The organism is Stutzerimonas urumqiensis (genome assembly GCF_003640395.1).
Taxonomy (GTDB): Bacteria; Pseudomonadota; Gammaproteobacteria; order Pseudomonadales; family Pseudomonadaceae; genus Stutzerimonas; species Stutzerimonas urumqiensis.
This window is the reverse complement of the sequence record NZ_RBZQ01000008.1, coordinates 37,347-61,953: the sequence shown is the minus strand read 5'-3', so window position 1 is coordinate 61,953 and position 24,607 is coordinate 37,347. Positions and strand designations below refer to the sequence as shown.

At 62.2% G+C, this 24,607-nt stretch carries 25 protein-coding genes; 18 read left to right on the top strand and 7 right to left on the bottom strand.

Annotated elements, in window-relative coordinates; genetic code table 11:
• Nucleotide 1: 1 nt before the first annotated feature.
• The 3 genes from D7325_RS15420 to D7325_RS15410 all read right to left on the bottom strand — a co-directional run bounded on the left by D7325_RS15420 (nt 2) and on the right by D7325_RS15410 (nt 1,865).
• Nucleotides 2–271, bottom strand: coding sequence for a PilZ domain-containing protein (locus D7325_RS15420; protein WP_120997176.1), 270 nt, complete (start codon nt 269–271; stop codon nt 2–4).
• Nucleotides 272–340: 69 nt separating this feature from the next.
• On the bottom strand, nt 341–1,228 hold the full coding sequence (locus tag D7325_RS15415; RefSeq protein ID WP_120997175.1) for a lysophospholipid acyltransferase: 888 nt from the start codon (nt 1,226–1,228) through the stop codon (nt 341–343).
• A gap of 64 nt (nt 1,229–1,292) precedes the next feature.
• Nucleotides 1,293–1,865, bottom strand: a complete 573-nt coding sequence (locus D7325_RS15410) for a DNA-3-methyladenine glycosylase I (protein WP_120997172.1) — start codon at nt 1,863–1,865, stop codon at nt 1,293–1,295.
• Between the two features lie 109 nt (nt 1,866–1,974).
• Here D7325_RS15410 and glyQ point away from each other — a divergent pair, with 109 nt between their 5' ends.
• From glyQ to D7325_RS15390, 4 genes are read left to right on the top strand one after another with little or no spacing between them, the layout of a single operon-like run.
• Entirely contained in the window at nt 1,975–2,943 is a 969-nt protein-coding gene (glyQ, locus tag D7325_RS15405) for a glycine--tRNA ligase subunit alpha (RefSeq protein ID WP_120997170.1), read from the top strand.
• Nucleotides 2,940–4,994 (top strand): glycine--tRNA ligase subunit beta, encoded by a 2,055-nt coding sequence (glyS, locus tag D7325_RS15400; RefSeq protein ID WP_120997168.1) that lies wholly within the window; start codon nt 2,940–2,942, stop codon nt 4,992–4,994. Before glyQ ends, glyS begins: the two co-directional genes overlap by 4 nt.
• A complete protein-coding gene (gmhB, locus tag D7325_RS15395; RefSeq protein WP_425452323.1) occupies nt 4,987–5,541 on the top strand; it encodes a D-glycero-beta-D-manno-heptose 1,7-bisphosphate 7-phosphatase in 555 nt (184 codons plus the stop codon). The genes glyS and gmhB overlap by 8 nt, the downstream gene beginning before the upstream one ends.
• Nucleotides 5,538–6,308: a lysophospholipid acyltransferase family protein gene (locus D7325_RS15390; RefSeq protein WP_120997164.1), complete on the top strand. Its 771-nt coding sequence runs from the start codon at nt 5,538–5,540 to the stop codon at nt 6,306–6,308. Before gmhB ends, D7325_RS15390 begins: the two co-directional genes overlap by 4 nt.
• 244 nt (nt 6,309–6,552) lie before the next feature.
• Here the strand turns inward: D7325_RS15390 and gyrB are convergent, their stop codons facing one another.
• Genes gyrB through dnaA form a run of 4 tightly spaced genes read right to left on the bottom strand, consistent with a single transcriptional unit; the run spans nt 6,553 to nt 12,669 of the window.
• Nucleotides 6,553–8,970, bottom strand: a complete 2,418-nt coding sequence (gyrB, locus tag D7325_RS15385; RefSeq protein WP_120997162.1) for a DNA topoisomerase (ATP-hydrolyzing) subunit B — start codon at nt 8,968–8,970, stop codon at nt 6,553–6,555.
• A 4-nt stretch (nt 8,971–8,974) separates the two neighbouring features.
• A complete protein-coding gene (gene recF / locus D7325_RS15380) occupies nt 8,975–10,081 on the bottom strand; it encodes a DNA replication/repair protein RecF (RefSeq protein ID WP_120997160.1) in 1,107 nt (368 codons plus the stop codon).
• Between the two features lie 12 nt (nt 10,082–10,093).
• Nucleotides 10,094–11,197: a DNA polymerase III subunit beta gene (gene dnaN, locus D7325_RS15375; RefSeq protein ID WP_120997158.1), complete on the bottom strand. Its 1,104-nt coding sequence runs from the start codon at nt 11,195–11,197 to the stop codon at nt 10,094–10,096.
• 32 nt (nt 11,198–11,229) lie between these two features.
• Complete coding sequence (dnaA, locus tag D7325_RS15370; protein ID WP_120997469.1) at nt 11,230–12,669, bottom strand: chromosomal replication initiator protein DnaA; 1,440 nt, start codon at nt 12,667–12,669, stop codon at nt 11,230–11,232.
• 554 nt (nt 12,670–13,223) lie between these two features.
• Between dnaA and rpmH the strand changes: the two genes are divergently transcribed.
• The 14 genes from rpmH (at nt 13,224) to D7325_RS15300 (ending at nt 24,594) form a co-directional block, all read left to right on the top strand.
• Nucleotides 13,224–13,358, top strand: coding sequence for a 50S ribosomal protein L34 (gene rpmH, locus D7325_RS15365; protein ID WP_003458028.1), 135 nt, complete (start codon nt 13,224–13,226; stop codon nt 13,356–13,358).
• A gap of 16 nt (nt 13,359–13,374) precedes the next feature.
• Complete coding sequence (gene rnpA / locus D7325_RS15360) at nt 13,375–13,764, top strand: ribonuclease P protein component (protein WP_120997157.1); 390 nt, start codon at nt 13,375–13,377, stop codon at nt 13,762–13,764.
• Complete coding sequence (gene yidD, locus D7325_RS15355) at nt 13,757–13,999, top strand: membrane protein insertion efficiency factor YidD (protein WP_120997155.1); 243 nt, start codon at nt 13,757–13,759, stop codon at nt 13,997–13,999. Before rnpA ends, yidD begins: the two co-directional genes overlap by 8 nt.
• A gap of 2 nt (nt 14,000–14,001) precedes the next feature.
• On the top strand, nt 14,002–15,663 hold the full coding sequence (gene yidC / locus D7325_RS15350; protein ID WP_120997153.1) for a membrane protein insertase YidC: 1,662 nt from the start codon (nt 14,002–14,004) through the stop codon (nt 15,661–15,663).
• A 66-nt stretch (nt 15,664–15,729) separates the two neighbouring features.
• The gene (gene mnmE / locus D7325_RS15345) at nt 15,730–17,097 is read left to right on the top strand and encodes a tRNA uridine-5-carboxymethylaminomethyl(34) synthesis GTPase MnmE (protein WP_120997151.1); all 1,368 of its coding nucleotides are present in this window, start codon (nt 15,730–15,732) and stop codon (nt 17,095–17,097) included.
• Nucleotides 17,098–17,533: 436 nt separating this feature from the next.
• On the top strand, nt 17,534–19,426 hold the full coding sequence (gene mnmG / locus D7325_RS15340; RefSeq protein ID WP_120997149.1) for a tRNA uridine-5-carboxymethylaminomethyl(34) synthesis enzyme MnmG: 1,893 nt from the start codon (nt 17,534–17,536) through the stop codon (nt 19,424–19,426).
• Nucleotides 19,426–20,073, top strand: a complete 648-nt coding sequence (rsmG, locus tag D7325_RS15335; protein WP_120997147.1) for a 16S rRNA (guanine(527)-N(7))-methyltransferase RsmG — start codon at nt 19,426–19,428, stop codon at nt 20,071–20,073. Before mnmG ends, rsmG begins: the two co-directional genes overlap by 1 nt.
• 16 nt (nt 20,074–20,089) lie before the next feature.
• Nucleotides 20,090–20,878 (top strand): ParA family protein, encoded by a 789-nt coding sequence (locus D7325_RS15330; protein WP_120997145.1) that lies wholly within the window; start codon nt 20,090–20,092, stop codon nt 20,876–20,878.
• 11 nt (nt 20,879–20,889) lie between these two features.
• Nucleotides 20,890–21,762 (top strand): ParB/RepB/Spo0J family partition protein, encoded by an 873-nt coding sequence (locus D7325_RS15325; protein WP_120997143.1) that lies wholly within the window; start codon nt 20,890–20,892, stop codon nt 21,760–21,762.
• 154 nt (nt 21,763–21,916) lie between these two features.
• Nucleotides 21,917–22,321 (top strand): F0F1 ATP synthase subunit I, encoded by a 405-nt coding sequence (locus tag D7325_RS15320; RefSeq protein WP_120997467.1) that lies wholly within the window; start codon nt 21,917–21,919, stop codon nt 22,319–22,321.
• 15 nt (nt 22,322–22,336) lie between these two features.
• Complete coding sequence (gene atpB / locus D7325_RS15315) at nt 22,337–23,206, top strand: F0F1 ATP synthase subunit A (protein WP_120997141.1); 870 nt, start codon at nt 22,337–22,339, stop codon at nt 23,204–23,206.
• A gap of 53 nt (nt 23,207–23,259) precedes the next feature.
• Nucleotides 23,260–23,517, top strand: a complete 258-nt coding sequence (atpE, locus tag D7325_RS15310; RefSeq protein ID WP_003097235.1) for a F0F1 ATP synthase subunit C — start codon at nt 23,260–23,262, stop codon at nt 23,515–23,517.
• A gap of 57 nt (nt 23,518–23,574) precedes the next feature.
• Nucleotides 23,575–24,045 (top strand): F0F1 ATP synthase subunit B, encoded by a 471-nt coding sequence (locus tag D7325_RS15305; protein ID WP_120997139.1) that lies wholly within the window; start codon nt 23,575–23,577, stop codon nt 24,043–24,045.
• 12 nt (nt 24,046–24,057) lie between these two features.
• Complete coding sequence (locus D7325_RS15300; protein ID WP_120997137.1) at nt 24,058–24,594, top strand: F0F1 ATP synthase subunit delta; 537 nt, start codon at nt 24,058–24,060, stop codon at nt 24,592–24,594.
• Nucleotides 24,595–24,607 lie beyond the last annotated feature (13 nt).

Genomic DNA, 24,607 nt, shown 5'->3' with positions numbered 1-24,607 from the left:
CCTATCGTACGAAGCGGAAACCCGCCCCGTCGGCGTCCACCCGGACGACCTCCAGTTCCAGCTCGGGCGCGGGGATCGGCAAGTCCTGGACCTGTCCGATCACTACCATGCCGGGCTCGAGTACGGACAGCTCGGCATGCTTGATGTAGACGTAGACACCGCCATCGGACAGATCGCGCGTCTGCGCGAAGACATTCCCCAAGATGTCGTGCGACAGCCGGATGCGGCAGCGCATCGGCGTGCGGGGGAATCGGCGCTGGTTGCTGCTCATGTCTCGTCCTTGCGGTGATGCTGTCAGTCGATTCCCGCTGCCGGCGCGTCGTGCGCTCGCAGCGGCCATTCAATACCAGCGCGCTTCGCCCGTGGGTCGTTTCTTGAAGCGCTTCATGGTCCACATGTACTGGGTCGGCCACCGGCGTACGTACCCCTCGATCACCTGGCTCATCGCCGCGACCGCGGTCTCGGTGTCTTCGCTGTACATCGCCTCGGGCGCCGCTTCGAGGATCACCTTGTAGCCGGAGCCATCCGGCAGACGCAAGGCATGCAGGAACACGCCAAGCGCCTTGCCGCCGGTCAGCATCCCCGGTACGAACTTGCTGGTCAGCGCCTGTGTCGCGAAGAAGGGCACGAACACGCCGCTGGACTCGGACGGCTCGGGGTCGGCCGGTATGCCGACGGCACCGCCTCGGCGCACTTCCTTGATGACGCTCAGGATGCCCTCGCGGGTCGAGGGGGCGACGCGGTTGCCGAGCTGCACGCGCTGCTTGCGCAACAGTTCATCGACGGCGGCGAGTTTGGGCGGCCGGTAGAAGATGATCGGGTTGCACTGGGAGCAGTAGAAGTGATTCAGCACCTCCCAGTTACCCAGGTGGCTGGTGATGCCGACCACGCCCTTGCCCGAGGCCAGGGCCTGTTCCAGCACGTCCAGGCCCTCCACCTCGCGGATCAGCGACAACGATTTGCGGGCGGGCCAGATCCAGGCGCAGGCGCTTTCGGTGAGCGTCTTGCCGGTGTCACGCAGGGTGTCGCGCAGCAGGCGATCGAGCGCGTCGGGGGCAAGGTCCGGGAAACAATGGGCGAGGTTGGTCCGCGCAACCTCGCGTGAGCGATTGGGCAAGCGCCACATGAGCCAGCCGATCAGGCTGCCCGTGCATTGCACCGCCGGCCACGGCAAACGGGCGAACGCCCGCAGGAACCCCACGACCAGCGCGCCTTTGAGCTTTTCCACTGACAGCTCCAGCCAAACGAAAGCGCTAGTGTAACCTCAGCCGCCACCCGGCCAAGGCCGGCGTTCAGTGACTGCGCTCGGAGGCGGGCGCCGCGAGCGGGGCATGCCGCTCGCAATCGACCAGATGATCCATCGTCAATCCGCACGCCTGCATGAAGGCGTAGCAGAGGGTAGGGCCGACGAAGCTGAAGCCGGCCTTCTTCAGGGCCCGACTCAGTGCCTCGGCCTCGGGGGTGACGGCCGGAACCTCGTCCAGGCGGGAGAACCGGTTGATCCGCGGCGCATCATCGACGAACGACCAGAGCCACGGCACCGGGTCGTCCAGGCGCAACCAGGCCTGCGCATTGGTGCGAGCGGCCACCAGCTTCTGCCGGTTGCGGATGATGCCCGGATCGAGCAGGCACTGCTCCAGGTAGTCGTCGCTCATCTCGGCCAGACGCTGCGGATCGAAACCGAACAGCACCGCCCGGTAGCGCTCGCGCTTGCGCAACACCGTGATCCACGAAAGGCCGGCCTGAAAGCCTTCCAGCACCAGCGATTCGAACAGCCGACGCGGATCGCGCGTCGGCACGCCCCACTCTTCGTCGTGATAGCGAACATACAGGGGATCGGTACCGCACCAGGCGCAGCGGGGCATCGTCGTTCCTCAGGCGGGACGTGGCTTCGCAGGGCCTCCCCGCGCTGGGGAGCCGCACCGAATCGGGTATACTCCCGGGCTTTCTGTCGAAGCCAGCACAGGTGAAACTTTGAGCCAGCCTACGCCCGCCGTGCGCACCTTCCAAGACCTGATTCTTGCCCTTCAAAGCTACTGGGCGGAACAGGGCTGCGTGGTTCTGCAACCCTATGACATGGAGATGGGCGCCGGTACCTTCCATACCGCGACCTTCCTGCGCGCGATCGGTCCGGAAACCTGGAACGCCGCCTACGTGCAGCCGTCCCGCCGTCCGGCCGATGGGCGCTACGGCGAGAACCCCAACCGCCTGCAGCATTACTACCAGTTCCAGGTGGTGCTCAAACCCAACCCCGACAACATCCAGGACCTGTACCTCGAGTCGCTGCGCCGTATCGGCGTCGATACGCAGGTGCACGACGTGCGCTTCGTCGAGGACAACTGGGAATCGCCGACGCTGGGGGCCTGGGGCCTGGGCTGGGAAGTCTGGCTCAACGGCATGGAAGTCACGCAGTTCACCTACTTCCAGCAGGTCGGCGGAGTCGAGTGCTATCCCGTCACCGGCGAGATCACCTACGGGCTCGAGCGCCTGGCCATGTACCTCCAGGGCGTCGATTCGGTCTACGACCTGATCTGGGCCGACGGCCCGTTCGGCACCGTGACCTACGGCGACGTGTTCCACCAGAACGAGGTGGAGCAATCGACCTACAACTTCGAGCACGCCAACGTGCCGAAGCTGTTCGAACTCTTCGACTTCTACGAAAGCGAAGCCAACCGCCTCATGCAGGCGCAGCTGCCGCTGCCGGCCTATGAAATGGTGGTCAAGGCCTCGCACACCTTCAATCTGCTGGACGCTCGCCGCGCCATCTCGGTGACCGAGCGCCAGCGCTACATCCTGCGTGTGCGGACACTGGCCCGTGCGATCGCCCAGAGCTACCTGCTGGCGCGCGCCCGACTCGGCTTCCCGATGGCGACCCCGGCCCTGCGTGACGAGGTACTGGCACGCGACGACATCCAGGCCAAGCTGAAGGAGGCCGCCCAATGAGCGCACAGGATTTCCTCGTCGAACTCGGCACCGAAGAGCTGCCGCCGAAGGCGCTGAAGAAGCTCGGCGAAGCCTTCCTCGCCGGCATCGAGAAGGGTCTGCAGGACGCCGGCCTGCACTATGCCCAGGCGCGCTTCCATGCCGCGCCGCGGCGCCTGGCTGTAATCGTCGATCAGCTCGCCACGCAGCAGCCGGATCGCAGCGTCAACCTCGACGGGCCGCCGGTACAAGCCGCGTTCGATGCCGAAGGCAAGCCGACCCAGGCTGCGCTGGGCTTCGCCCGCAAGTGCGGCGTGGAGCTCGCCGAAATCGATACGAGCGGCCCCAAGCTGCGCTTCAGCCGCACCATCGCCGGCCAGCCGGCCATCGAACTGCTGCCCGGCATCGTCCAGGCCTCGCTCGACGGGCTGCCGATTCCCAAGCGTATGCGCTGGGCTGACCGCAAGGACGAATTCGTGCGCCCGACCCAGTGGCTGGTGATGCTGCTCGGCGACGCCGTGGTCGATTGCGAGATCCTGACCCAGCGCGCCGGCCGCCATTCGCGCGGTCACCGCTTCCATCATCCGCAAGCGGTGGCTATCGCACGTCCCTCGGATTACCTGCCGGCCTTGCGCGAAGCCCATGTACTGGCCGACTTCGAGGAGCGCCGCGTGCTGATCGAGCGGCGTGTCGCCGAGCTGGCCAAGCAGCAGAACGGTCAGGCGATCGTCCCGCCCGATTTGCTCGATGAGGTGACCGCGCTGGTCGAGTGGCCGGTGCCGCTGGTGTGCTCGTTCGAGGAGCGCTTCCTGGCCGTCCCGCAGGAAGCACTGATTTCGACCATGCAGGACAACCAGAAATACTTCTGCCTGCTGGATGCCGACGGCAAGCTGCTGCCGCGCTTCATCACCGTCGCCAACATAGAGTCGAAGGATGCTTCGCAGATCGTTGCCGGCAACGAAAAGGTGGTGCGTCCGCGCCTGACCGATGCCGAGTTCTTCTTCAAGCAGGACAAGAAGCAGCGACTCGAGGCCTTCAATGCACGCCTGGCCAACGTGGTGTTCCAGGCCGATCTGGGCACCGTGCTGGAGAAGGCGCAGCGTGTTTCCGAACTGGCTGGCCTGGTGGCTGCGGGTATCGGCGGCGATGCGGCGCTGGCCAAGCGCGCCGGCCTGCTGTCCAAGGCCGACCTGGCCACCGAGATGGTCGGCGAGTTTCCTGAAATGCAGGGCATCGCCGGCTACTACTACGCGTTGAACGATGGCGAGCACGCCGACGTGGCGGCTGCGCTGAACGAGCAGTACATGCCGCGCGGTGCCGGCGCCGAGCTGCCGAGCACGCTCACCGGTGCCGCGGTGGCGGTGGCCGACAAGCTCGACACCCTGGTCGGCATCTTCGGCATCGGCATGCTGCCGACCGGCAGCAAGGACCCGTACGCCCTGCGCCGCGCTGCCCTCGGCGTGCTGCGGATCCTGATCGAGAAGGGCCTGGACCTGAACGTGGTCGACGCCGTGGCGAAGGCCATCGACCTTTACGGGAGCCGTGTCAAGCGTGAAGGGCTGGCCGCCCAGGTCTTGGATTTCATCTTCGATCGCCTGCGTGCGCGGTACGAAGATGAGGGTATCGATGTCACCAGCTACCTGGCCGTGCGAGCGGTACAGCCGGCATCGGCGCTCGATTTCGACCAGCGGGTGCAGGGCGTGGAAGCCTTCCGCCGTTTGCCGGAGGCCGATGCTCTGGCCGCGGCGAACAAGCGCGTCTCCAATTTGCTGGCCAAGTACGAGGGCAAGCTGCCGGAGACGGTCGAACCGCGCTGGTTCGACAATGCCACCGAGTTCTCGCTTTATTCCGCGATTCAGCAGGCCGAGCAGGCCGTGCAACCACTGGCGCAGTCGCGTCAGTACCGGGAGGCGCTCGGTCGTCTTGCCGCGATGCGCGAGCCGGTCGATGCGTTCTTCGTCGCCGTCCTGGTGAACGCCGAAGACGCATCGGTGCGTGCCAATCGTTATGCCTTGCTGGCCAGGTTGAGGGGGTTGTTCCTTGGTGTCGCCGATATTTCCGCACTTGGCTAAGCCGTCGAAGCTGATCGTTCTCGACCGGGACGGGGTGATCAACGAAGACTCCGACGCCTTTGTCAAAACGCCGGAAGAATGGACCCCGATCGCCGGCTCGCTGGAGGCGATCGCGCGGCTGTGCCAGGCCGGCTGGACCGTCGCCGTCGCGACCAACCAATCGGGTCTCGCGCGCGGGCTGTTCGACGCCAGCACGCTAGGCGACATGCACCTGAAGATGCAGCAGCTGGCGATGGAGCAGGGCGGTCGTATCGACCTGATCGTCCATTGCCCGCACGGCCCCGACGACGGCTGCGATTGCCGGAAGCCGGAGCCGGGGTTGTTCAGGCGGATTGCCAGCCACTTCGGATTGCCGGACCTGACGGGCGTTCCGGTAGTGGGCGACAGCCTGCGCGACCTGCAGGCAGGCATGCTGCTCGGCGGCGAACCATGCCTGGTTCGCACCGGCAAGGGTGAACGGACACTGCGTAGCGAGCTGCCGCCGGGTACTCAGGTGTTCGATGATCTATCCGCCGTCGCGGACCATCTACTCGAGTCGCGCCCATGAGAGCTCTGCAAAGCGTCCGCACCTTCGTTTTCTATTTCTTGCTGGCCTTCTCGGCGTTCGCCTGGTGCCTGGTGAGCATGGTCGTCGCGCCGTTTCTGTCCTTTCGCAAGCGCTACCGCTTCGTCGTCCAGGCTTGGTGCCGTAGCGCTGTCTGGCTGGCCCGCACGATCGTCGGCATCAACTATGAGGTCAGTGGCGCCGAGAACATCCCGCAGCAGCCGTGCGTGATCCTGGCCAAGCATCAGAGCACCTGGGAGACGTTCTTTCTCTCCGCCTACTTCGAACCCCTGAGCCAGGTGCTCAAGCGCGAACTGCTGTATGTCCCGTTCTTCGGATGGGCCATGGCCCTGCTGCGCCCGATCGCAATCGATCGCAACAACCCGAAGGCCGCGTTGAAACAGCTCGCCAAGCAGGGCGATGAGCGCCTGAAGCAAGGGGTCTGGGTGCTGATCTTCCCCGAGGGCACCCGAGTGCCGGTGGGCCAGATTGGCAAGTTCTCGCGCGGAGGCACGGCGCTGGCGGTCAACGCCGGCATGCCCGTGCTGCCAGTGGCACACAACGCCGGCGAGTTCTGGCCGCGCGATGGCTGGGCCAAGCGTCCGGGAACGATCAAGGTGGTGTTCGGTCCGGCCATGCATGCCGAAGGCAGCGGACCGCGCGCCATTGCCGAGCTCAACGACCGGGCGTTCGAGTGGGTCAAGCAGACCCAGGAAGCGCTCAGCCTCGAGAGCGGCACGGTGGAAGTGACGTCAGCGGCGCCTCTTTGACAGTACCCGCAACTTGCAAAGGCCCCTCGCGGGCCTTTCTTATTTCCGTCAGTGCGTCAGCGAAACCTGCCTTGCCTCCTGTCTGCCTGGACACAGTTTCCAGAACAGCGGCTCGTTCGCTCCGCTAGTAGGTGCAGCGATCCAGAGTCGGTGAAGTTCCGACGAGGGAGCTTGCCACGTTGAGCTTGGCGAATAAAAAACCGCGCCCTAAGGCGCGGTTTTGAAGGGCCGTGAGGGCCGATACTCAGAAATCCAGATTCGACACCGCCAGCGCATTGCTCTCGATGAAGTCCCGGCGAGGCTCAACGGCGTCACCCATGAGCGTATTGAAGATCTGGTCCGCCGCAATGGCATCTTCGATGGTGACCCGCAACATGCGGCGCACGTTCGGATCCATCGTGGTTTCCCACAGCTGGTCCGGGTTCATCTCGCCAAGCCCCTTGTAACGCTGGACGCTATGGCGCTTCGTACCTTCGGTCATCAGCCAATCGAGCGCCTCCTTGAACGACGCAACCGGCTTCTTGCGCTCGCCACGCTGCACGTAGGCACCCTCTTCAAGCAAGCTGTTGAGCTTCTCGCCGAGCGAGGTAACGGTTCGGTAGTCATTGCTGGAAAAGAAGTCACGGTTGAAGGTGATGTAGTTGGCCAGGCCATGCGACGTCATCTCGACCTCGGGTAGCCACAGGTGCCGTTCCTTGTCTTCCCGCAGCGAGGCCGTATAGGCCAGACCGGATTTTTCCACGTCCTTGAGCCGTGCCGAATACCCGGCCAGCCACGCGCCCATGGCCTTTTCGTCGGCCAGCATCTCGAGGCTGACACGCGGCAGATAGATGAAGTGTTCGGTCAGCTCCAGCGGGTACAGGCGAGACAGCCGCTGGAGCGTCTTCATCACCGTGCGGTAGTCGTTGACCAGAGCCTCGAGAGCAGGACCTGACAGGCCCGGGGCATGCTCGTTGACATGTAGGCTGGCATCTTCGAGCGCCGACTGCGTGAGGTACTCCTCCATCGCCTCGTCGTCCTTGATGTACTGCTCTTGCTTGCCGCGCTTGACCTTGTAGAGCGGCGGCTGGGCAATGTAGATGTAGCCTCGCTCGATCAGCTCCGGCAGCTGGCGGAAGAAGAACGTCAGCAGCAGCGTGCGGATGTGCGAACCGTCCACGTCGGCATCGGTCATGATGATGATGTTGTGATAGCGCAGCTTGTCGAGGTTGTATTCCTCGCGCCCGATCCCGCAGCCCAGCGCAGTGATCAGGGTGCCGACTTCGGCAGAGGAGAGCATCTTGTCGAAGCGTGCCTTCTCGACGTTGAGGATCTTGCCCTTGAGCGGGAGGATCGCCTGGGTACGGCGATTGCGCCCTTGCTTGGCCGAGCCGCCTGCGGAGTCACCCTCCACGATGTAGAGTTCGGAGAGCGCCGGGTCCTTCTCCTGACAGTCCGCAAGCTTGCCCGGTAGCCCGGCGATATCCAGGGCACCCTTGCGACGCGTCATCTCACGGGCCTTGCGAGCCGCTTCGCGGGCGCGTGCCGCGTCGATCATCTTGCCGACCACTGCCTTGGCTTCGTTCGGATGCTCAAGCAGGAAGTCCGCGAAATGCTTGCCCATTTCCTGCTCGACGGCGGTTTTCACTTCGGAGGAAACGAGCTTGTCCTTGGTCTGCGAGCTGAACTTGGGATCCGGCACTTTGACCGAAATGATGGCGGTAAGGCCTTCGCGCGCGTCGTCGCCGGTGGTGGCGACCTTCAGCTTCTTCGCCAAGCCCTCCTGCTCGATGTAGGTATTCAGGTTCCGAGTGAGTGCCGAACGGAAGCCCGCCAGGTGGGTGCCACCGTCACGCTGCGGAATGTTGTTGGTGAAGCAGAGAATGTTCTCGTTGAAACTGTCATTCCACTGCAACGCCACTTCCACACCAACGCCATCATCGCGTTGGACATTGAAGTGAAACACCTGGTTGACCGGCGTTTTGTTGGTGTTCAGATACTCGACGAATGCACGCAGACCGCCCTCGTAACGGAACAGCTCCTCTTTTGCCGTGCGCTCGTCGCGCAGAACGATGCCGACACCCGAGTTCAGGAACGACAGCTCGCGAAGACGCTTGGCCAAGATGTCCCAGCTGAAGTGTATATTCTGGAAGGTCTGCGCGGACGGCTTGAAATGTACCTCCGTACCCGAGCTATCGGTCTCGCCGACGGCCGAGAGCGGCGCCTGTGGAACGCCATGCCGATAAAGTTGCTCCCAGACCTTGCCGTCCCGTCGAATGGTCAGCTGTAGCTCTTCGGACAACGCATTGACGACCGAGACCCCGACACCGTGCAGGCCGCCTGAAACCTTGTAAGAGTTATCGTCGAACTTACCGCCAGCGTGCAGCACGGTCATGATGACCTCTGCTGCAGAAACGCCTTCTTCCTTGTGCATATCGACCGGAATGCCACGGCCGTTATCTCGCACCGTTATCGACTCATCCGTATGAATGGTGATGCTGATTTCGCTGCAATAGCCAGCCAGGGCTTCGTCGATCGAGTTATCGACCACTTCGAAAACCATGTGGTGAAGGCCGGTACCGTCATCGGTGTCGCCAATGTACATCCCTGGGCGCTTGCGGACTGCATCCAGACCTTTCAATACCTTGATGCTAGACGAGTCGTAAGTATGGTTTTCACTCATGCGTTCACTCCGAGGGGCCATGCATCTGAACGATGCGGCCGTGTTCCACGTGAAACATCGAGACTGGCGTAGTGGACTGCCAGCACTCACTTAAAGGTTCTCGATCTACACAGGTGATAAATACCTGGCAATCGAGTTGCTCCAGAAGTCGACACAGCGATTGGCGATGCAAGCCATCGAGCTCGGAAGGAAGGTCGTCAACCAGATAGATGCACTGGCCGTGTTTGACTTCACTGACCAAGTGACCCTGTGCAATACGCAGGGCGCAAACGACGAGCTTCTGCTGCCCCCTGGAAAGTACATCGGCGGCGTTATGCCCCTTGCTACGTAGGCGCAGATCCGCTCGCTGCGGTCCTGCTTGTGTGTACCCTACCAATCGATCGCGCTCGACGGATGCGTCGAGCACTTCGCCTAGCGAACGATCCTTATCCCAACCGCGGTAATAACTCAGCTGCAGCTCGTCATCCAGCGTGCACAACTGAGAAAGCGTGCGCTCGAAAACAGGCTTCAGCCTGGCGATGTAGGCTCTGCGATAGTCATCCAGCTCGTTGCTGGCTAGCTCGACTTCGCGATTCCAAGCGGCCTGTGAAACGGCGTCCAGTCTACCATGACGAAGCCACGAGTTTCGCTGGCGCAGGGCTTGCTGAACGCGGTGCCAAGCGGAAAGAAAGCGTCGTTCCACGTGGAACACACCCCAGTCGAGAAACTGCCGCCTGAGTTTCGGCGAGCCTTCCAGCAATCGGAAGCTGTCAGGATTGATCAGTTGGAGCGGAACACAATCGGCAAGCTCGGCAGCAGATCGGACGCTCTGTCCGTTGATGCGAATGGTGGTGTCTCCGGAGCGCTGCCGGGAGATCCCTATCGCACGCTGCTCTTGCGCAGCAAGTTGAACCTGACCGAAAAGCACACAGCCCTCGGCGTCGTGGTTGATAGCTGACTGGATGCGGGAACTGCGAAAAGAGCGCGCGAGACCAAGCATGTGCACGGCTTCAAGAAGGCTTGTCTTGCCGCTTCCATTGTCGCCGTACAGGATGTTGATGCGAGGAGAGAAGTGCAGCGTCACCGGGTGCAGATTGCGAACCCCGGTGACGTCTAACCGCTGGAGGGACATCAGTGAGGGCGATTACAACCGCATCGGCATGACGACATAGGCCGAGTCGTCGTTGTCGGCTTCTTGCACGAGCGCGCTGCTGTTGGCGTCGGAGAGCGTCAGTCGAACCTGGTCACAGGTCATGACACCAAGAACGTCCAGGAGATAGCTCACGTTGAAACCAATCTCCAGACTGCCGCCTTGATAGTCGACCGCGACTTCCTCTTCGGCTTCTTCCTGCTCAGGGTTGTTGGCCTGGATCTTGAGCAACTCGCTTTCCAGCGAGAGCCGGATGCCTCGGTACTTCTCGTTGGAAAGGATGGAAGTGCGGTTGAATGCTTCACGCAGCGCCTGACGATCGCCGGTAACCAGCTTGTCGCCACCACGCGGCAGTACGCGCTCGTAGTCGGGGAACTTTCCATCGACAAGCTTGGAAGTAAAGGTGAACTCGCCGGTGGTCGCGCGTACATGGTGTTGACCCACCACGATGTTGACCTCGCCATCCTGGTCGCTCATGAGGCGGGCAAGCTCCAGGATACCTTTGCGCGGCACGATCACCTGGTGCCGATCCGATTGCTCGATCGATGCCTGAAGCGTGCACATGGCAAGTCGATGGCCGTCGGTCGCCACCGCTCGAAGCTGTCCGGACGAAACCTCGAGCAGCATGCCGTTCAGGTAATAACGCACATCTTGCTGCGCCATCGCAAAGCTCGTCCGCTCGATGAGGCGGCGCACCTTGGCTTGCGGAAGAACGAACTGAAGGGAGCCCGGACCTTCCTCAACCGAAGGAAAATCGTTAGCCGGCAGCGTCGACAGGCTGAAGCGACTGCGTCCGGATTTGACCAACAACTTTTGATCGTCGAGCTTGATATCGATCGAGGCGTCGCTGGGCAGGCTCTTGCAAATGTCCATCAACTTGCGCGCCGGAACGGTGATCTCGCCATCGCCGGCCGACTCCTGCAAGGCGACACGCCCGATCAGCTCGACCTCGAGGTCGGTACCGGTAAGCGACAGCTGGGTGCCCTGGACCGAAATCAGCACATTGGACAATACCGGAAGCGTTTGCCGCCGTTCGACGACACCGGCGACCAGCTGCAAGGGTTTCAACAGGGCTTCGCGTTGGATGGTGAAATGCATCGTCGATGTCCTTCAGGTTGGGACCGGCTCACTTAGGTGGTCAGGGTACGCAGAAGATTTTTGTAGTCTTCTCGTATGTCCGCATCTATTTCCCGTAGCTCGGTGATTTTACGACATGCATGAAGCACTGTCGTGTGGTCACGGCCACCAAAGGCATCGCCGATTTCAGGAAGGCTGTGGTTGGTCAGCTCCTTCGACAGCGCCATCGCTACCTGCCGTGGCCGCGCCACCGAGCGCGATCGCCGCTTCGATAACAGGTCCGCGATCTTGATCTTGTAGTACTCAGCCACCGTACGCTGGATGTTGTCGACGCTGACCAGCTTGTCCTGAAGCGCCAGCAGGTCCTTGAGCGATTCCCGAATCAGCTCGATGGTGATGTCGCGCCCCATGAAATGGGCATGCGCAATGACGCGTTTGAGCGCGCCTTCCAGTTCACGCACATTCGAGCGGATCCTTTGCGCGATGAAAAACGCCGCATCGTGGGGAAGCTCTACCTTGGCCTGCGTCGCCTTCTTCATCAGGATCGCTACCCGGGTCTCCAGCTCCGGCGGTTCCACGGCAACGGTCAGACCCCAACCGAAACGGGATTTCAAGCGCTCTTCAAGGCCGTCGATCTCCTTCGGATACCGGTCACTGGTGAGAATGACCTGCTGCCCGCCTTCCAGCAGCGCGTTGAAGGTATGGAAGAACTCTTCCTGCGAACGTTCCTTCTTGGCAAAGAACTGGATGTCGTCGATCAGCAGCGCATCCACCGAACGGTAGAAGCGCTTGAACTCGTTGATCGCATTCAACTGGAGCGCCTTCACCATGTCGGCGACAAACCGCTCGGAATGCAGGTAAATCACCTTGGCGTTAGGGTTCTTCTTGAGCAGGTGATTGCCCACCGCGTGCATGAGGTGGGTCTTGCCCAAGCCGACGCCGCCGTACAGGAAGAGAGGGTTGTAGCCGTGCTTGGGATTATCGGCGACCTGCCAGGCCGCGGCGCGTGCCAACTGGTTCGACTTGCCTTCGACGAAATTCTCGAACGTGAACGCACGGTTGAGATAACTGGTGTGCTTGAGCGCGCCTTCGACCTGCACCTCCCGCGGCGCAGGGCTCGCCTCTGACGGTCTGGCCTGCTCGGCAGGGGTGGTCTGACGTTCAGCTCCGCTTGCGGCAGGCGTAGCGACAGCCGCCGGACTTGCCGACGTTGACAACGAAGAGGCCGGCAGAGCCCCGGTCGGCACACGGCGACTGCCGATCAGCAGGGACAAGGACGGAGCTGCACCATTGCCGCGTTCGTTCAGCAGCTCGAGCAGGCGCGTAAGGTACTTTTCGTTGACCCAGTCGAGAACGAAACGATTAGGCGCATAGACCTTCAATTCGTCGCCCAAGGCTTCCACCTGCAGGGGGCGAATCCAGGTGTTGAACTGCTGTGCCGGCAGCTCGTCTCGCATGCACTCGAGGCATTGCTGCCACAGCTCCAGGGACACGGTCATACCTCTTTCAAAGCGCCTGTCATGCAACCTGGAATTGAGCTGGTAGCAAGGCGGGCCGACATTCTACTGACCTCACGCTAAGTTATCCACACTCGCGCTTGGTAACCGAGCGATAAAGTCTGTGCATAACCGGTCGCGAGCCCTGCGGAAAAGCCTTTCAAAAACGATCGCCCGCCCCGGGCTGTTGGTAACTTCAACAATTATCAACAGGCAATCTGGCTGAAAGGCACAGGTCTCGGACTACCTTTTGCACAGTGCAAAAACCCTTGTAACGCCTGACACGCCTGCCTTCCGGGTTGTTTTCCACAGGCAGGCAAGGAGCCAACATAAATAGCTACCACCTTAAAAACTCTTCTCTCCTTACTTCGCTAGGTGAGCCGTACGAGCGCATCCAAAAGATCCGCTATGTGCGACCTTCTTGGGTACTGGTCCTTCGCACAAGGGATGGCTCATCCGAAATTGACCCGAGGCTTTCGCTTCACTACAATCGCCGGTCTCTCAAAACCCGGGGCTTCTTTTCGCCTCTTTCGATCACCAGGTAACGCATCATGAAACGCACCTTCCAACCCAGCACTCTCAAGCGCGCTCGCACCCACGGTTTCCGTGCTCGTATGGCGACCAAGAATGGCCGTCAGGTTCTGTCGCGCCGTCGTGCCAAAGGGCGCAAGCGTCTCACCGTTTGAGACTTCGGAAGTTCTGGTGAGTCGAGGTTTTGCCCGGGAAAAACGTCTGCTGACGCCCCGCCAGTTCAAGGCAGTCTTCGACTCCCCTTCCGACAAGGCTTCAGGTCGCTGCGTGTTGCTACTGGCACGCAACAACGACCTGGGATTTCCCCGATTAGGTCTGGTCATCGGCAAGAAGAGCGTCAAGCTTTCGGTCGAACGCAACCGGATCAAACGGCAGATCCGTGAATCCTTCCGGCATCACCAGGAACAGATCGGAGCTATGGATCTCGTGATCATCTCCCGGCGCGGTCTGGCCGATCTGGAAAATCCCGAGCTTGCCAAGCTATTCGCCAAGCTATGGCGACGCATTCGTCCCAACGGATCGGAAAACAGCGCTCCCTCGGCTGTTTCAGACCATGCGTAACCTGGCCCTGGCCTCCATTCGCGTTTACCGCTACGCACTCAGCCCCCTGATGGCACCTCGTTGCCGTTTCTACCCGACCTGTTCGGAATATGCGCTCGAAGCAATCGGAACGCATGGACTGGCACGGGGCGGCTGGCTGAGTGCCCGACGGATTGCCCGCTGCCATCCCTGGCATCCTGGCGGGTATGACCCCGTTCCACCCGTACCCACCACGAACCCTCCGACGGCCGAGTAATCATGGATATCAAACGCTCGATCCTGCTTGTCGCCCTGGCAATTGTGGCTTACCTGATGGTGCTGCAATGGAACCAGGACTACGGGCAAGCAGCCTTGCCTTCACCTGTTCAACAGACCACGGCAGATGAAACACTGCCGAGATTGCCGGAAGGGCAGCAGGCCGCCGCCACCCAGGACATCCCCAGCCTGAACGCCGACGCACCGGCAGCCGAATCCGCCCAGCCCAGGGGGCAGCTGATCGAAGTCCAGACCGATGTGTTCAACCTGCACATCGATCCGAAGGGTGGCGATATCGTCAGCCTGTCGCTGCGCGAATATCCCGTCAGTCAGCAACGGCCGGACGTACCCTTCCGTCTGTTCGAGCGCAGTGGCGAGCGCACCTATCTCGCGCAAAGTGGCCTGATCGGCGACGGCCCGGACCAGGCGAGCGGTCGTCCTCTCTACCAGAGCGCCAAGCAGCGCTACGAAATGGCGGAAGGCCAGGACCGTTTGGTCGTCGACTTGACGTACCAGGCCGAGGGCGTCGAGTACATCAAGCGCTTCACCTTCGAACGCGGCGATTACGATCTTGGCGTCAGCTATCTGGTCAACAACCAGAGCGGCGAGCCATGGACCGGCCACCTGTTCGGCCAGCTCAAGCGCGACAGCAGTGGCGATCCGTCCTCCAGCACGGCAACCGGAACGGCCACCTACCTCGGCGCCGCCATGTGGCTGCCGGACGAACCCTATCGCAAGATTTCCATGGACGACATGGATGAGCAGGCCGTTCGCGAGCAGGTCGAAGGCGGTTGGGTCGCCTGGCTGCAGCACTATTTCGTCACCGCCTGGATTCCTCAGGAAGGCAGCGTCAACCAGGTACAGACCCGCAAGGATAACCAGGGCAACTACATCATCGGCTTCACCGGTGAAGCGGTAACCGTTGCGCCTGGCCAGCAGGGCGAGCTGAGCGCCACGCTCTATGCGGGCCCGAAGATCCAGGAAGAGCTCGAAGCGCTCTCACCCGGCCTGCGCCTGACCGTGGATTACGGCTTTCTCTGGTTCCTTGCACAGCCGATCTTCTGGCTGCTCGAGAACATTCATGACCTGCTCGGCAACTGGGGCTGGTCGATCATCGTGCTGACCATCCTCATCAAGCTTGCATTCTTCCCGCTCTCGGCCGCCAGCTATCGCTCCATGGCCCGGATGCGCGCGGTGTCCCCCAAGATGCAGGCGCTAAAGGAGCAGTACGGCGACGATCGCCAGAAGATGTCTCAGGCGATGATGGAGCTGTACAAGAAGGAAAAGATCAATCCGCTCGGTGGCTGCCTGCCGATCCTGGTCCAGATGCCGGTCTTCCTGGCGCTGTACTGGGTATTGCTGGAAAGCGTCGAGATGCGCCAGGCGCCGTGGATGTTCTGGATCACCGACCTGTCGGTCAAGGATCCCTTCTTCATCCTGCCGATCATCATGGGCGCGACCATGTTCATCCAGCAGCAGCTCAATCCCACGCCGCCGGATCCCATGCAGGCCCGGGTGATGAAGCTGATGCCGATCATCTTCACCTTCTTCTTCCTCTGGTTCCCGGCTGGCCTGGTGCTGTACTGGGTGGTGAACAACGTCTTGTCCATCGCGCAGCAGTGGTACATTACGCGCCAGATCGAAGGCAGCGCCAAGAAGGCCTGATCGAACCAACCCAGCAAAACGCCCCGTGATCGGGGCGTTTTGCTATCTGACAGTCGGAGATTCGCCATGAACGCAGCTACGCAGACGATCGCCGCCGTCGCGACCGCTCCGGGTCGGGGTGGGGTGGGCATCGTTCGGGTCTCTGGGCCGCGCGCCAGGGCGATCGCGATTACCCTGAGCGGTCGCGAGCCGATACCCCGTCACGCGCATTACGGACCCTGGCACGCCGATGACGGCGAGGTCATCGATGAAGGCATCCTGCTGTTCTTTCCCGGCCCCCACTCCTTCACGGGCGATGACGTGCTCGAGCTGCAGGGGCATGGCGGCCCGGTCGTCCTGGATATGCTGCTCAGCCGCTGCATCGAGCTGGGTGCCAGGCCCGCTCGGCCGGGCGAGTTCAGCGAACGTGCCTTTCTCAATGACAAACTGGATCTCGCCCAGGCCGAAGCCATTGCCGATCTCATCGAAGCGAGCTCCGCACAGGCCGCGCGCAATGCGGTCCGTTCGCTTCAGGGGGCTTTCTCCGAGCGCGTCGCTGCCCTGACCGAAGCGCTGATCCGCCTGCGCATCTATGTCGAGGCCGCCATCGACTTTCCGGAAGAAGAGATCGATTTCCTGGCCGACGGTCATGTGCTGGGACAACTGGAGGTCCTGCAGGCCGAGCTGGATACCGTGATACGCGACGCCGGTCAGGGTGCGCTGCTACGCGAAGGCATGACCGTGGTCATCGCGGGTCGCCCCAACGCCGGCAAATCCAGCCTGCTCAATGCGCTGGCCGAACGGGAGGCGGCGATCGTCACGGACATCGCCGGAACGACGCGCGACGTGCTGCGTGAGCACATCCAGATCGACGGCATGCCCCTCCATGTCATCGACACGGCCGGACTGCGCCAAGCCAGCGATCAGGTCGAGCGCATCGGCGTGCAGCGCGCGCTGGCCGCTATCGAACAGGCCGACCGGATCTTGCTGGTCGTCGACGCCACGGCGGCTGATGCCGATGACCCCATGGCGCTCTGGCCGGAATTTTTCGAAATCGCGCCGGCCCCGGCCAAAATGACGCTCATCCGCAACAAGATCGACCTGCTTGGCGAGCCCGCCGGAATGACGCATCCCATCGGCGAGCCCACCCTCATTGCGCTTTCCGCCAGCAGCGGAGAGGGCATGCCGCTGCTGCGCGAACACCTCAAGGCCTGCATGGGCTACGACCAGACGGCCGAAGGCGGTTTCAGCGCCCGTCGCCGTCATCTGGACGCCCTTCGGCAGGCAGCGGCCAGCCTCGTTCATGGACGCACCCAGCTCACCGCGACCAGTGCCGGCGAACTGCTCGCCGAAGACCTCCGCCAAGCCCAGCAGGCCCTTGGCGAAATCACCGGCGCCTTCAGCTCAGATGATTTGCTTGGGCGCATCTTCTCGAGCTTCTGCATCGGGAAATAAGCCGCCGCAACTTCTCCTTTACCAACCGACCGAGCCTCCTTCGGTCGGTTCGGCATCGTCATACCCTGTGGAAAAAAAACCCTGAGCTCAGTAGACAACCCCTTGCGTGAAGGTTGGATAACCACCGCCTGTGGACAACCATCCTGTTTATGCACAGGCACTGTACGGGAGATGCACCGTGATCCCACCGGAATGTGACAACCTTATCCTCCAAGCAAGCCCAACAGAAACGGAGCCTCCAGGCGGTTATCCACAGAAATCTAGCGACATAAGAATAAACATAAAAACAGGCTCTTTAACTTTCTTTCCAAGCTATGAATGCAATGCGGCCGCGGCTATCGGCTCAGCTGGTCAAATTTTGCTCAAGGCGCTTCTTAAAGGACCTTGAATTCCCTATACTTGCGCGCCTGTTTTTCTCCCCTCTGACGAGGTTCCTGTGGATTTCCCGACCCGTTTCGACGTCATCGTCATCGGTGGCGGCCATGCCGGCACCGAGGCCGCGCTGGCTGCCGCTCGCATGGGCGTGCAGACCCTGCTGCTGACCCACAACGTGGAAACCCTCGGGCAAATGAGCTGCAACCCGGCGATCGGCGGGATCGGCAAAAGTCATCTGGTCAAAGAGATCGATGCACTTGGCGGCGCCATGGCCACTGCCACCGATCTCGGCGGCATCCAGTTTCGCGTCCTGAATAGCCGCAAGGGACCTGCCGTACGCGCCACTCGGGCGCAGGCCGATCGTGTGCTGTACAAGGCTGCGATCCGTCAGATGCTGGAAAACCAGCCCAACCTGTGGATATTCCAGCAGGCGGCGGATGACCTCATCGTCGAGCAGGATCAGGTACGCGGCGTGGTGACCCAGATGGGCCTGCGCTTCCTTGCCGATAACGTCGTGCTGACAACCGGAACCTTTCTCGGCGGACTTATCCACATCGGCCTGCAGAATTATTCCGGTGGCCGCGCCGGCGATCCGCCGTCGATTGCCCTGGCGCGCCGCCTACGCGAGTTACCGCTGCGCGTGGGCCGGCTGAAGACCGGTACGCCGCCGCGCATCGACGGACGCAGCGTCGATTTCTCGGTAATGAGCGAACAGCCGGGCGACACGCCGCTGCCGTTGATGTCGTTCCTCGGCCATCGTGAACAGCACCCGGAGCAGGTGAGCTGCTGGATCACCCATACCAATTCGCGCACCCACGACATCATCGCCAGCAACCTCGACCGCTCACCGATGTATTCGGGCGTCATCGAAGGCATCGGACCGCGTTACTGCCCCTCGATCGAAGACAAGATCCATCGCTTCGCCGACAAGGACAGCCACCAGGTCTTCCTCGAGCCCGAGGGGTTGACGACCCACGAGCTCTATCCGAACGGCATCTCCACATCGTTGCCATTCGACGTGCAGCTCCAGATCGTGCGCAGCATCCGAGGGATGGAGAGCGCCCACATCGTCCGCCCGGGCTACGCCATCGAGTACGACTACTTCGATCCGCGCGACCTGAAATACAGCCTGGAGACCAAGGTGATCGGCGGGCTGTTCTTCGCCGGGCAGATCAACGGCACCACCGGTTACGAGGAGGCAGGGGCCCAGGGCCTGCTCGCCGGCGCCAACGCAGCCCTGCGGGCGCAGGGCAAGGACAGCTGGTGTCCGCGGCGTGACGAGGCGTACATCGGTGTTCTGGTCGATGATCTGATCACCCTCGGCACGCAGGAGCCTTACCGGATGTTCACGTCGCGGGCCGAGTATCGGCTGATCCTGCGCGAGGACAACGCCGACCTGCGGCTCACCGAGCAGGGCCGCGCGCTGGGCCTGGTGGATGACGCGCGCTGGGCGGCCTTCTGCGCCAAGCGCGAGGGTATCGAGCGCGAGGAGCAGCGCCTCAAAGCCACCTGGGTACGCTCGGGCACGCCGCAGGCCGAGGCGCTTGCCAACCGATTCGGCAGCGCACTGACCCGCGAGTACAACCTCCTCAGTCTGCTCGCACGTCCGGAAATCGACTACGCGGGGCTGATCGAAGCGGTCGGTGGCGAGGCTGCCGAGCCACAGGTCGCCGAACAGGTCGAGATCAAGACCAAGTACGCCGGGTACATAGATCGCCAGCAGGATGAGATCGACCGCTTGCGGGCCAGCGAAGCGACCCGGCTGCCGGCGGATCTGGATTACGGCTCGATTTCCGGGCTGTCGAAAGAGATCCAGCACAAGCTCGGCCAGGCTCGCCCGGAGACGCTTGGCCAGGCTTCGCGTATTCCAGGGGTCACGCCGGCCGCGGTGTCGCTGCTGATGATTCATCTGAAAAAGCGTGGTGCTGGCGCCCGCCTGGAGCGAAGTGCCTGATGTTCCTTGCCACTGCCCGACAGGCCGAGCAACTCGACGCCGGGATCCGTGCCCTGGGTGTGTCTTGCACCACGGAGCAGCAACGGCAGCTGCTCGCCTACCTCGCCTTGCTGGTGAAATGGAACAAGGCCTACAACCTAACCGCGGTGCGCGACCCCGACGAGATGGTGTCTCGTCATCTGCTCGATAGCCTGAGCGTCGCGCCCCATGTCGAGGCCGGCGGCGACGCGTGGCTCGACGTTGGCAGCGGCGGCGGCATGCCAGGCGTCCCCTTGGCGATCCTGTTCCCCGAGCGGCGCTTCACGCTCTTGGATGCCAACGGCAAGAAGACCCGCTTTCTCACCCAGGTGAAGCTCGAACTCAAGCTGGTCAACCTCGAGGTGGTGCAGAGCCGAGTCGAGGCCTTCCACCCCCCGGTGCCCTTTGCCGGCATCGTTTCTCGAGCCTTCAGCTCCCTTGCCGATTTCGCCGACTGGACGCGCCATCTGGGCGACGAGGCCACGCGCTGGCTGGCGATGAAGGGTGTCCAGCCCGATGACGAACTGCAGGCACTGCCGCCCGACTTCCAGCTGGAACGCTGCCACCTGCTGACCGTGCCCGGTTGCCAAGGGCAACGCCATCTGCTGATACTGCGCCGCACTTCATGACCCGGACCGCCTGACCATGGCCAGAGTATTCGCCATCGCCAACCAGAAGGGGGGCGTCGCCAAGACGACCACCTGCATCAACCTGGCGGCATCGCTGGTCGCCACGCGTCGACGCGTATTGCTCATTGACCTCGACCCACAAGGCAATGCCACCACCGGAAGCGGGGTCGACAAGCTGGCGCTCGAGCATTCGATCTACGACGTGCTGATCGGCGAATGCAGTCTGGTCGACGCGATGCAGTTCTCCGAGCACGGCGGCTATCAGCTGCTGCCCGCCAACCGTGACCTCACCGCGGCCGAAGTCGCCTTGCTCAACCTGCCGGCGAAAGAGCACCGGCTGCGCGAGGCGCTTGCGCCGGTGCGTGAAAACTACGATTACATCCTGATCGATTGCCCGCCTTCGCTGTCCATGCTGACCATCAATGCGCTGGCGGCGGCCGATGGGGTCATCATTCCGATGCAATGCGAGTACTACGCGCTCGAGGGGCTCACCGACCTGGTCAACTCGATCCAGCGCATCGCCCAGCAACTCAACCCCGAGCTCCGTATCGAGGGCCTGCTCCGCACTATGTACGACCCGCGCAGCAGCCTGACGAACGACGTTTCCGATCAGCTCAAGGCGCATTTCGGCGACCGCCTGTACGAGACGGTGATCCCTCGCAACGTGCGCCTGGCCGAGGCGCCGAGCCACGGCATGCCAGCGCTGGTCTATGACAAACAGTCCCGAGGCGCCCTGGCCTACCTGGCCCTCGCCAGCGAACTGTCCCGCCGCCAGCGCCGTGTTGCGCGTGCGGCCACCGCCTAAGGAAATTGTTCATGGCAACGAAGAAAAGAGGCCTAGGCCGCGGTCTCGACGCCCTGCTGGGCGGCGCCAGCGTGGCGGCTCTGCAGGACGACGCGGCCAAGGCAGACACACGCGAACTGCAACACCTTCCGCTCGAACAGATCCAGCGCGGCAAGTATCAGCCGCGTCGCGACATGGACCCGGCCGCGCTGGAAGAACTGGCGCAATCGATCAAGTCCCAGGGCGTCATGCAGCCGATCGTGGTTCGGCCCGTGCGCGCCGATCGCTACGAGATCATCGCCGGCGAGCGTCGCTGGCGTGCCAGCCAACTGGCTGGTCTGGAGCGTATTCCGGCGCTGGTCCGCGAGGTTCCGGACGAAGCGGCGATCGCAATGGCGCTGATCGAGAACATCCAGCGCGAGGACCTCAATCCGGTCGAAGAGGCCCTGGCCCTGCAGCGCTTGCAACAGGAATTCCAGCTCACCCAGCAGCAGGTGGCCGATGCGGTCGGCAAATCGCGCGTGACGATCAGCAACCTCTTGCGCCTGATCGGCCTGCCCGAGGAGATCAAGACGCTGCTCTCCCACGGTGATCTGGAGATGGGGCATGCCCGGGCGCTGCTCGGTCTGCCGGTCGATCGGCAGGTCGAGGGCGCGCGTCACGTTGTCGCACAGGGGCTGACCGTCAGGCAGACCGAGGCGTTGGTACGGCAATGGTTGAGTCCCAAGGAGACACCCGCCGCGAAGGGCGCAAGCGATCCGGACATTACCCGCCTGGAGCAGCGCCTGGCAGAGCGCCTGGGCTCTCCGGTGCAGATTCGCCACGGCGCCAAGGGCAAGGGGCAACTGGTCATTCGCTACAGTTCGCTGGACGAACTGCAGGGCGTGCTCGCTCACATTCGCTGAAACAATTGCACATGGTTGCCGTGTAGCGGGCAGTCGGAAATCACTACCTCCCGGTTGAACGGGCCGGTAGCCGAACCTATACTCTGCGCGCATTTTGCTGGGCATAAAACATGCCAAGCGATTGATGGCGGTCATTTTCAGAGGGACGTCGACGATGGATGCCCGCACGCCGAACCGCCTGCCGTTCCATCGTTTACCCGTGTTTCCCCTGCTGCTGGCCGAGTTGGCGGTTGCAGTGATTGCCCCACTTGTCTTATGGGGCTGGCAAGGGACGGTAGCGGGCTATTCGGGGCTGTGTGGAGGCGTGATCGCCTGGTTGCCGAACCTCTACTTCGCCCACAAGGCCTTCCGCTTCAGCGGAGCGCGGGCGGCACAGAACATCGTCCGGTCGTTTTACGCCGGCGAGGCAGGAAAACTGATTCTCACGGCAGTGCTGTTCGCATTGACGTTTGCAGGCGTGAAACCGTTGGATGCGCTGGCCGTGTTCGGGGTTTTCCTCCTGACCCAGGGGGTCGGTTGGCTGGCACCCCTGCTGGTGAACAAAAGAATTTCGAATTGATGCGTTGAGGCAGAAATGGCAGCAGAGAATGCTTCGGGTTACATCCAGCACCACCTGACGAACCTCACCTTCGGCCAGCACCCGGTCAACGGCTGGAGCTTCGCGCATACGGCCGAAGAGGCCAAGGAAATGGGCTTCTGGGCGTTCCACGTCGATACCCTTGGGTGGTCGGTTTTCCTCGGGCTGGTGTTCATCTTCCTGTTCCGCATGGCAGCCAAGAAGGCGACTTCGGGCCAGCCTGGCGGCTTGCAGAACTTCGTCGAGGTGCTGGTCGAATTCGTCGACGGCAGCGTGCGCGACACGTTCCACGGGCGTAATCCACTCATCGCGCCACTGGCCCTGACGATCTTCGTCTGGGTCTTCCTGATGAACTTCATGGACCTCATCCCGGTGGATTGGCTGCCGATGGCAGCGGCGGCGATCACCGGCAACGAGCACCTGTTCTTCCGCGTCGTACCGACCACCGACCCGAACGCCACGCTCGGACTGGCGCTATCGGTGTTCGCGCTGATCCTGTTCTACAGCATCAAGGTCAAGGGTATCGGTGGCTTCCTCGGCGAGCTGACCCTGCATCCGTTCAGCAGCAAGAACATGGCCGTCCAGATCATCCTGGTACCGATCAACTTCCTGCTCGAGTTCGTGACCCTGATCGCCAAGCCGGTTTCGCTGGCGCTGCGACTGTTCGGCAACCTGTACGCCGGCGAGCTTATTTTCATCCTGATCGCGATCATGTTCGCCAACGGCGTCGTGCTCGGGGGTCTGGGTGTCGTGCTGCAGTGGGCATGGGCCGTGTTCCACATCCTGATCATCGTGCTGCAGGCGTTCATCTTCATGATGCTGACGATCGTCTATCTCTCGATGGCGCATGAAGACAACGATCACTGATCCTTTCGCAATACCAAACCCTTAAACCAAGACGACATAGTGTCGGAGGAAAAATGGAAACTGTAGTTGGTCTCACCGCGATCGCCGTTGCCCTGCTGATTGGTCTGGGTGCCCTGGGTACCGCCATCGGCTTCGGTCTGCTGGGTGGCAAGTTCCTGGAAGGCGCTGCGCGTCAGCCGGAAATGGTCCCGATGCTGCAGGTCAAGATGTTCATCGTCGCCGGCCTGCTCGACGCCGTGACCATGATCGGCGTTGGTATCGCCCTGTTCTTCACCTTCGCGAACCCCTTCGTTGGTCAGATTGCCGGCTAATTCCTTCCACCTTTCAGTGGAATGGTTTGACGGACAACGAACGAGCGAGGTGTTGGCGTGAACATTAATGCAACCCTGATTGGCCAGTCCGTTGCCTTCTTCATCTTCGTGCTGTTCTGCATGAAGTTCGTGTGGCCACCGGTCATCACGGCTCTGCGCGAGCGCCAGAAGAAGATTGCGGACGGACTGGATGCTGCCAACCGCGCCAATCGTGACCTGGAGCTGGCTCAAGAGAAAGTGGGCGAGCAACTGCGCGAGGCGAAGGCCCAGGCGGCGGAAATCATCGAGCAGGCCAAGAAGCGTGCTAACCAGATCGTCGACGAGGCGCGTGACCAGGCCCGTGGCGAAGGTGAGCGCATCAAGGCTCAGGCACAGGCCGAGATCGAACAGGAACTGAACAGCGTCAAGGATGCCTTGCGCGCCCAGGTGGGTGCTCTGGCCGTCGGCGGCGCCGAAAAGATTCTGGGTGCCACTATCGATCGAAACGCGCACGCGGAGCTGGTTAACAAACTGGCTGCCGAAATCTAAGCGAGGGCGATCATGGCAGAACTGACCACGCTGGCCCGACCTTACGCCAAGGCTGCTTTCGAGTACGCCCAGGCCCATCAGCAGCTGGCCTCCTGGTCGGCGATGCTTGGCCTGGCCGCAGCGGTCGCGAACGACGACCGCATGCAGCGCGTGCTCAAGGCCCCGCGTCTGACAAGTGCAGAGAAGGCCGATACCTTTGTCGAGGTGTGCGGCAACGAGCTCGATGCACAGGCCCGGAACTTCATTCACGTCCTGGCAGAGAATGAGCGCCTGGCGCTTCTGCCGGAGATCTCCGAGTTGTTCGAGCTGTACAAGGCCGAACAGGAACGCTCGGTGGACGTGGAAGTGACCAGTGCCTTCGCATTGAGCGCAGAACAGCAAGACAAACTCGCCAAGGTTCTCAGCGCACGGCTCAGCCGGGAAGTGCGTCTGCACGCCGCGGAAGACCCCGCCCTCATCGGTGGTGTCGTGATCCGCGCCGGCGACCTGGTTATCGATGGCTCGGTTCGCGGCAAGCTCGCGAAACTGGCCGAAGCGTTGAAATCCTGAGTTTGAAGGGGCA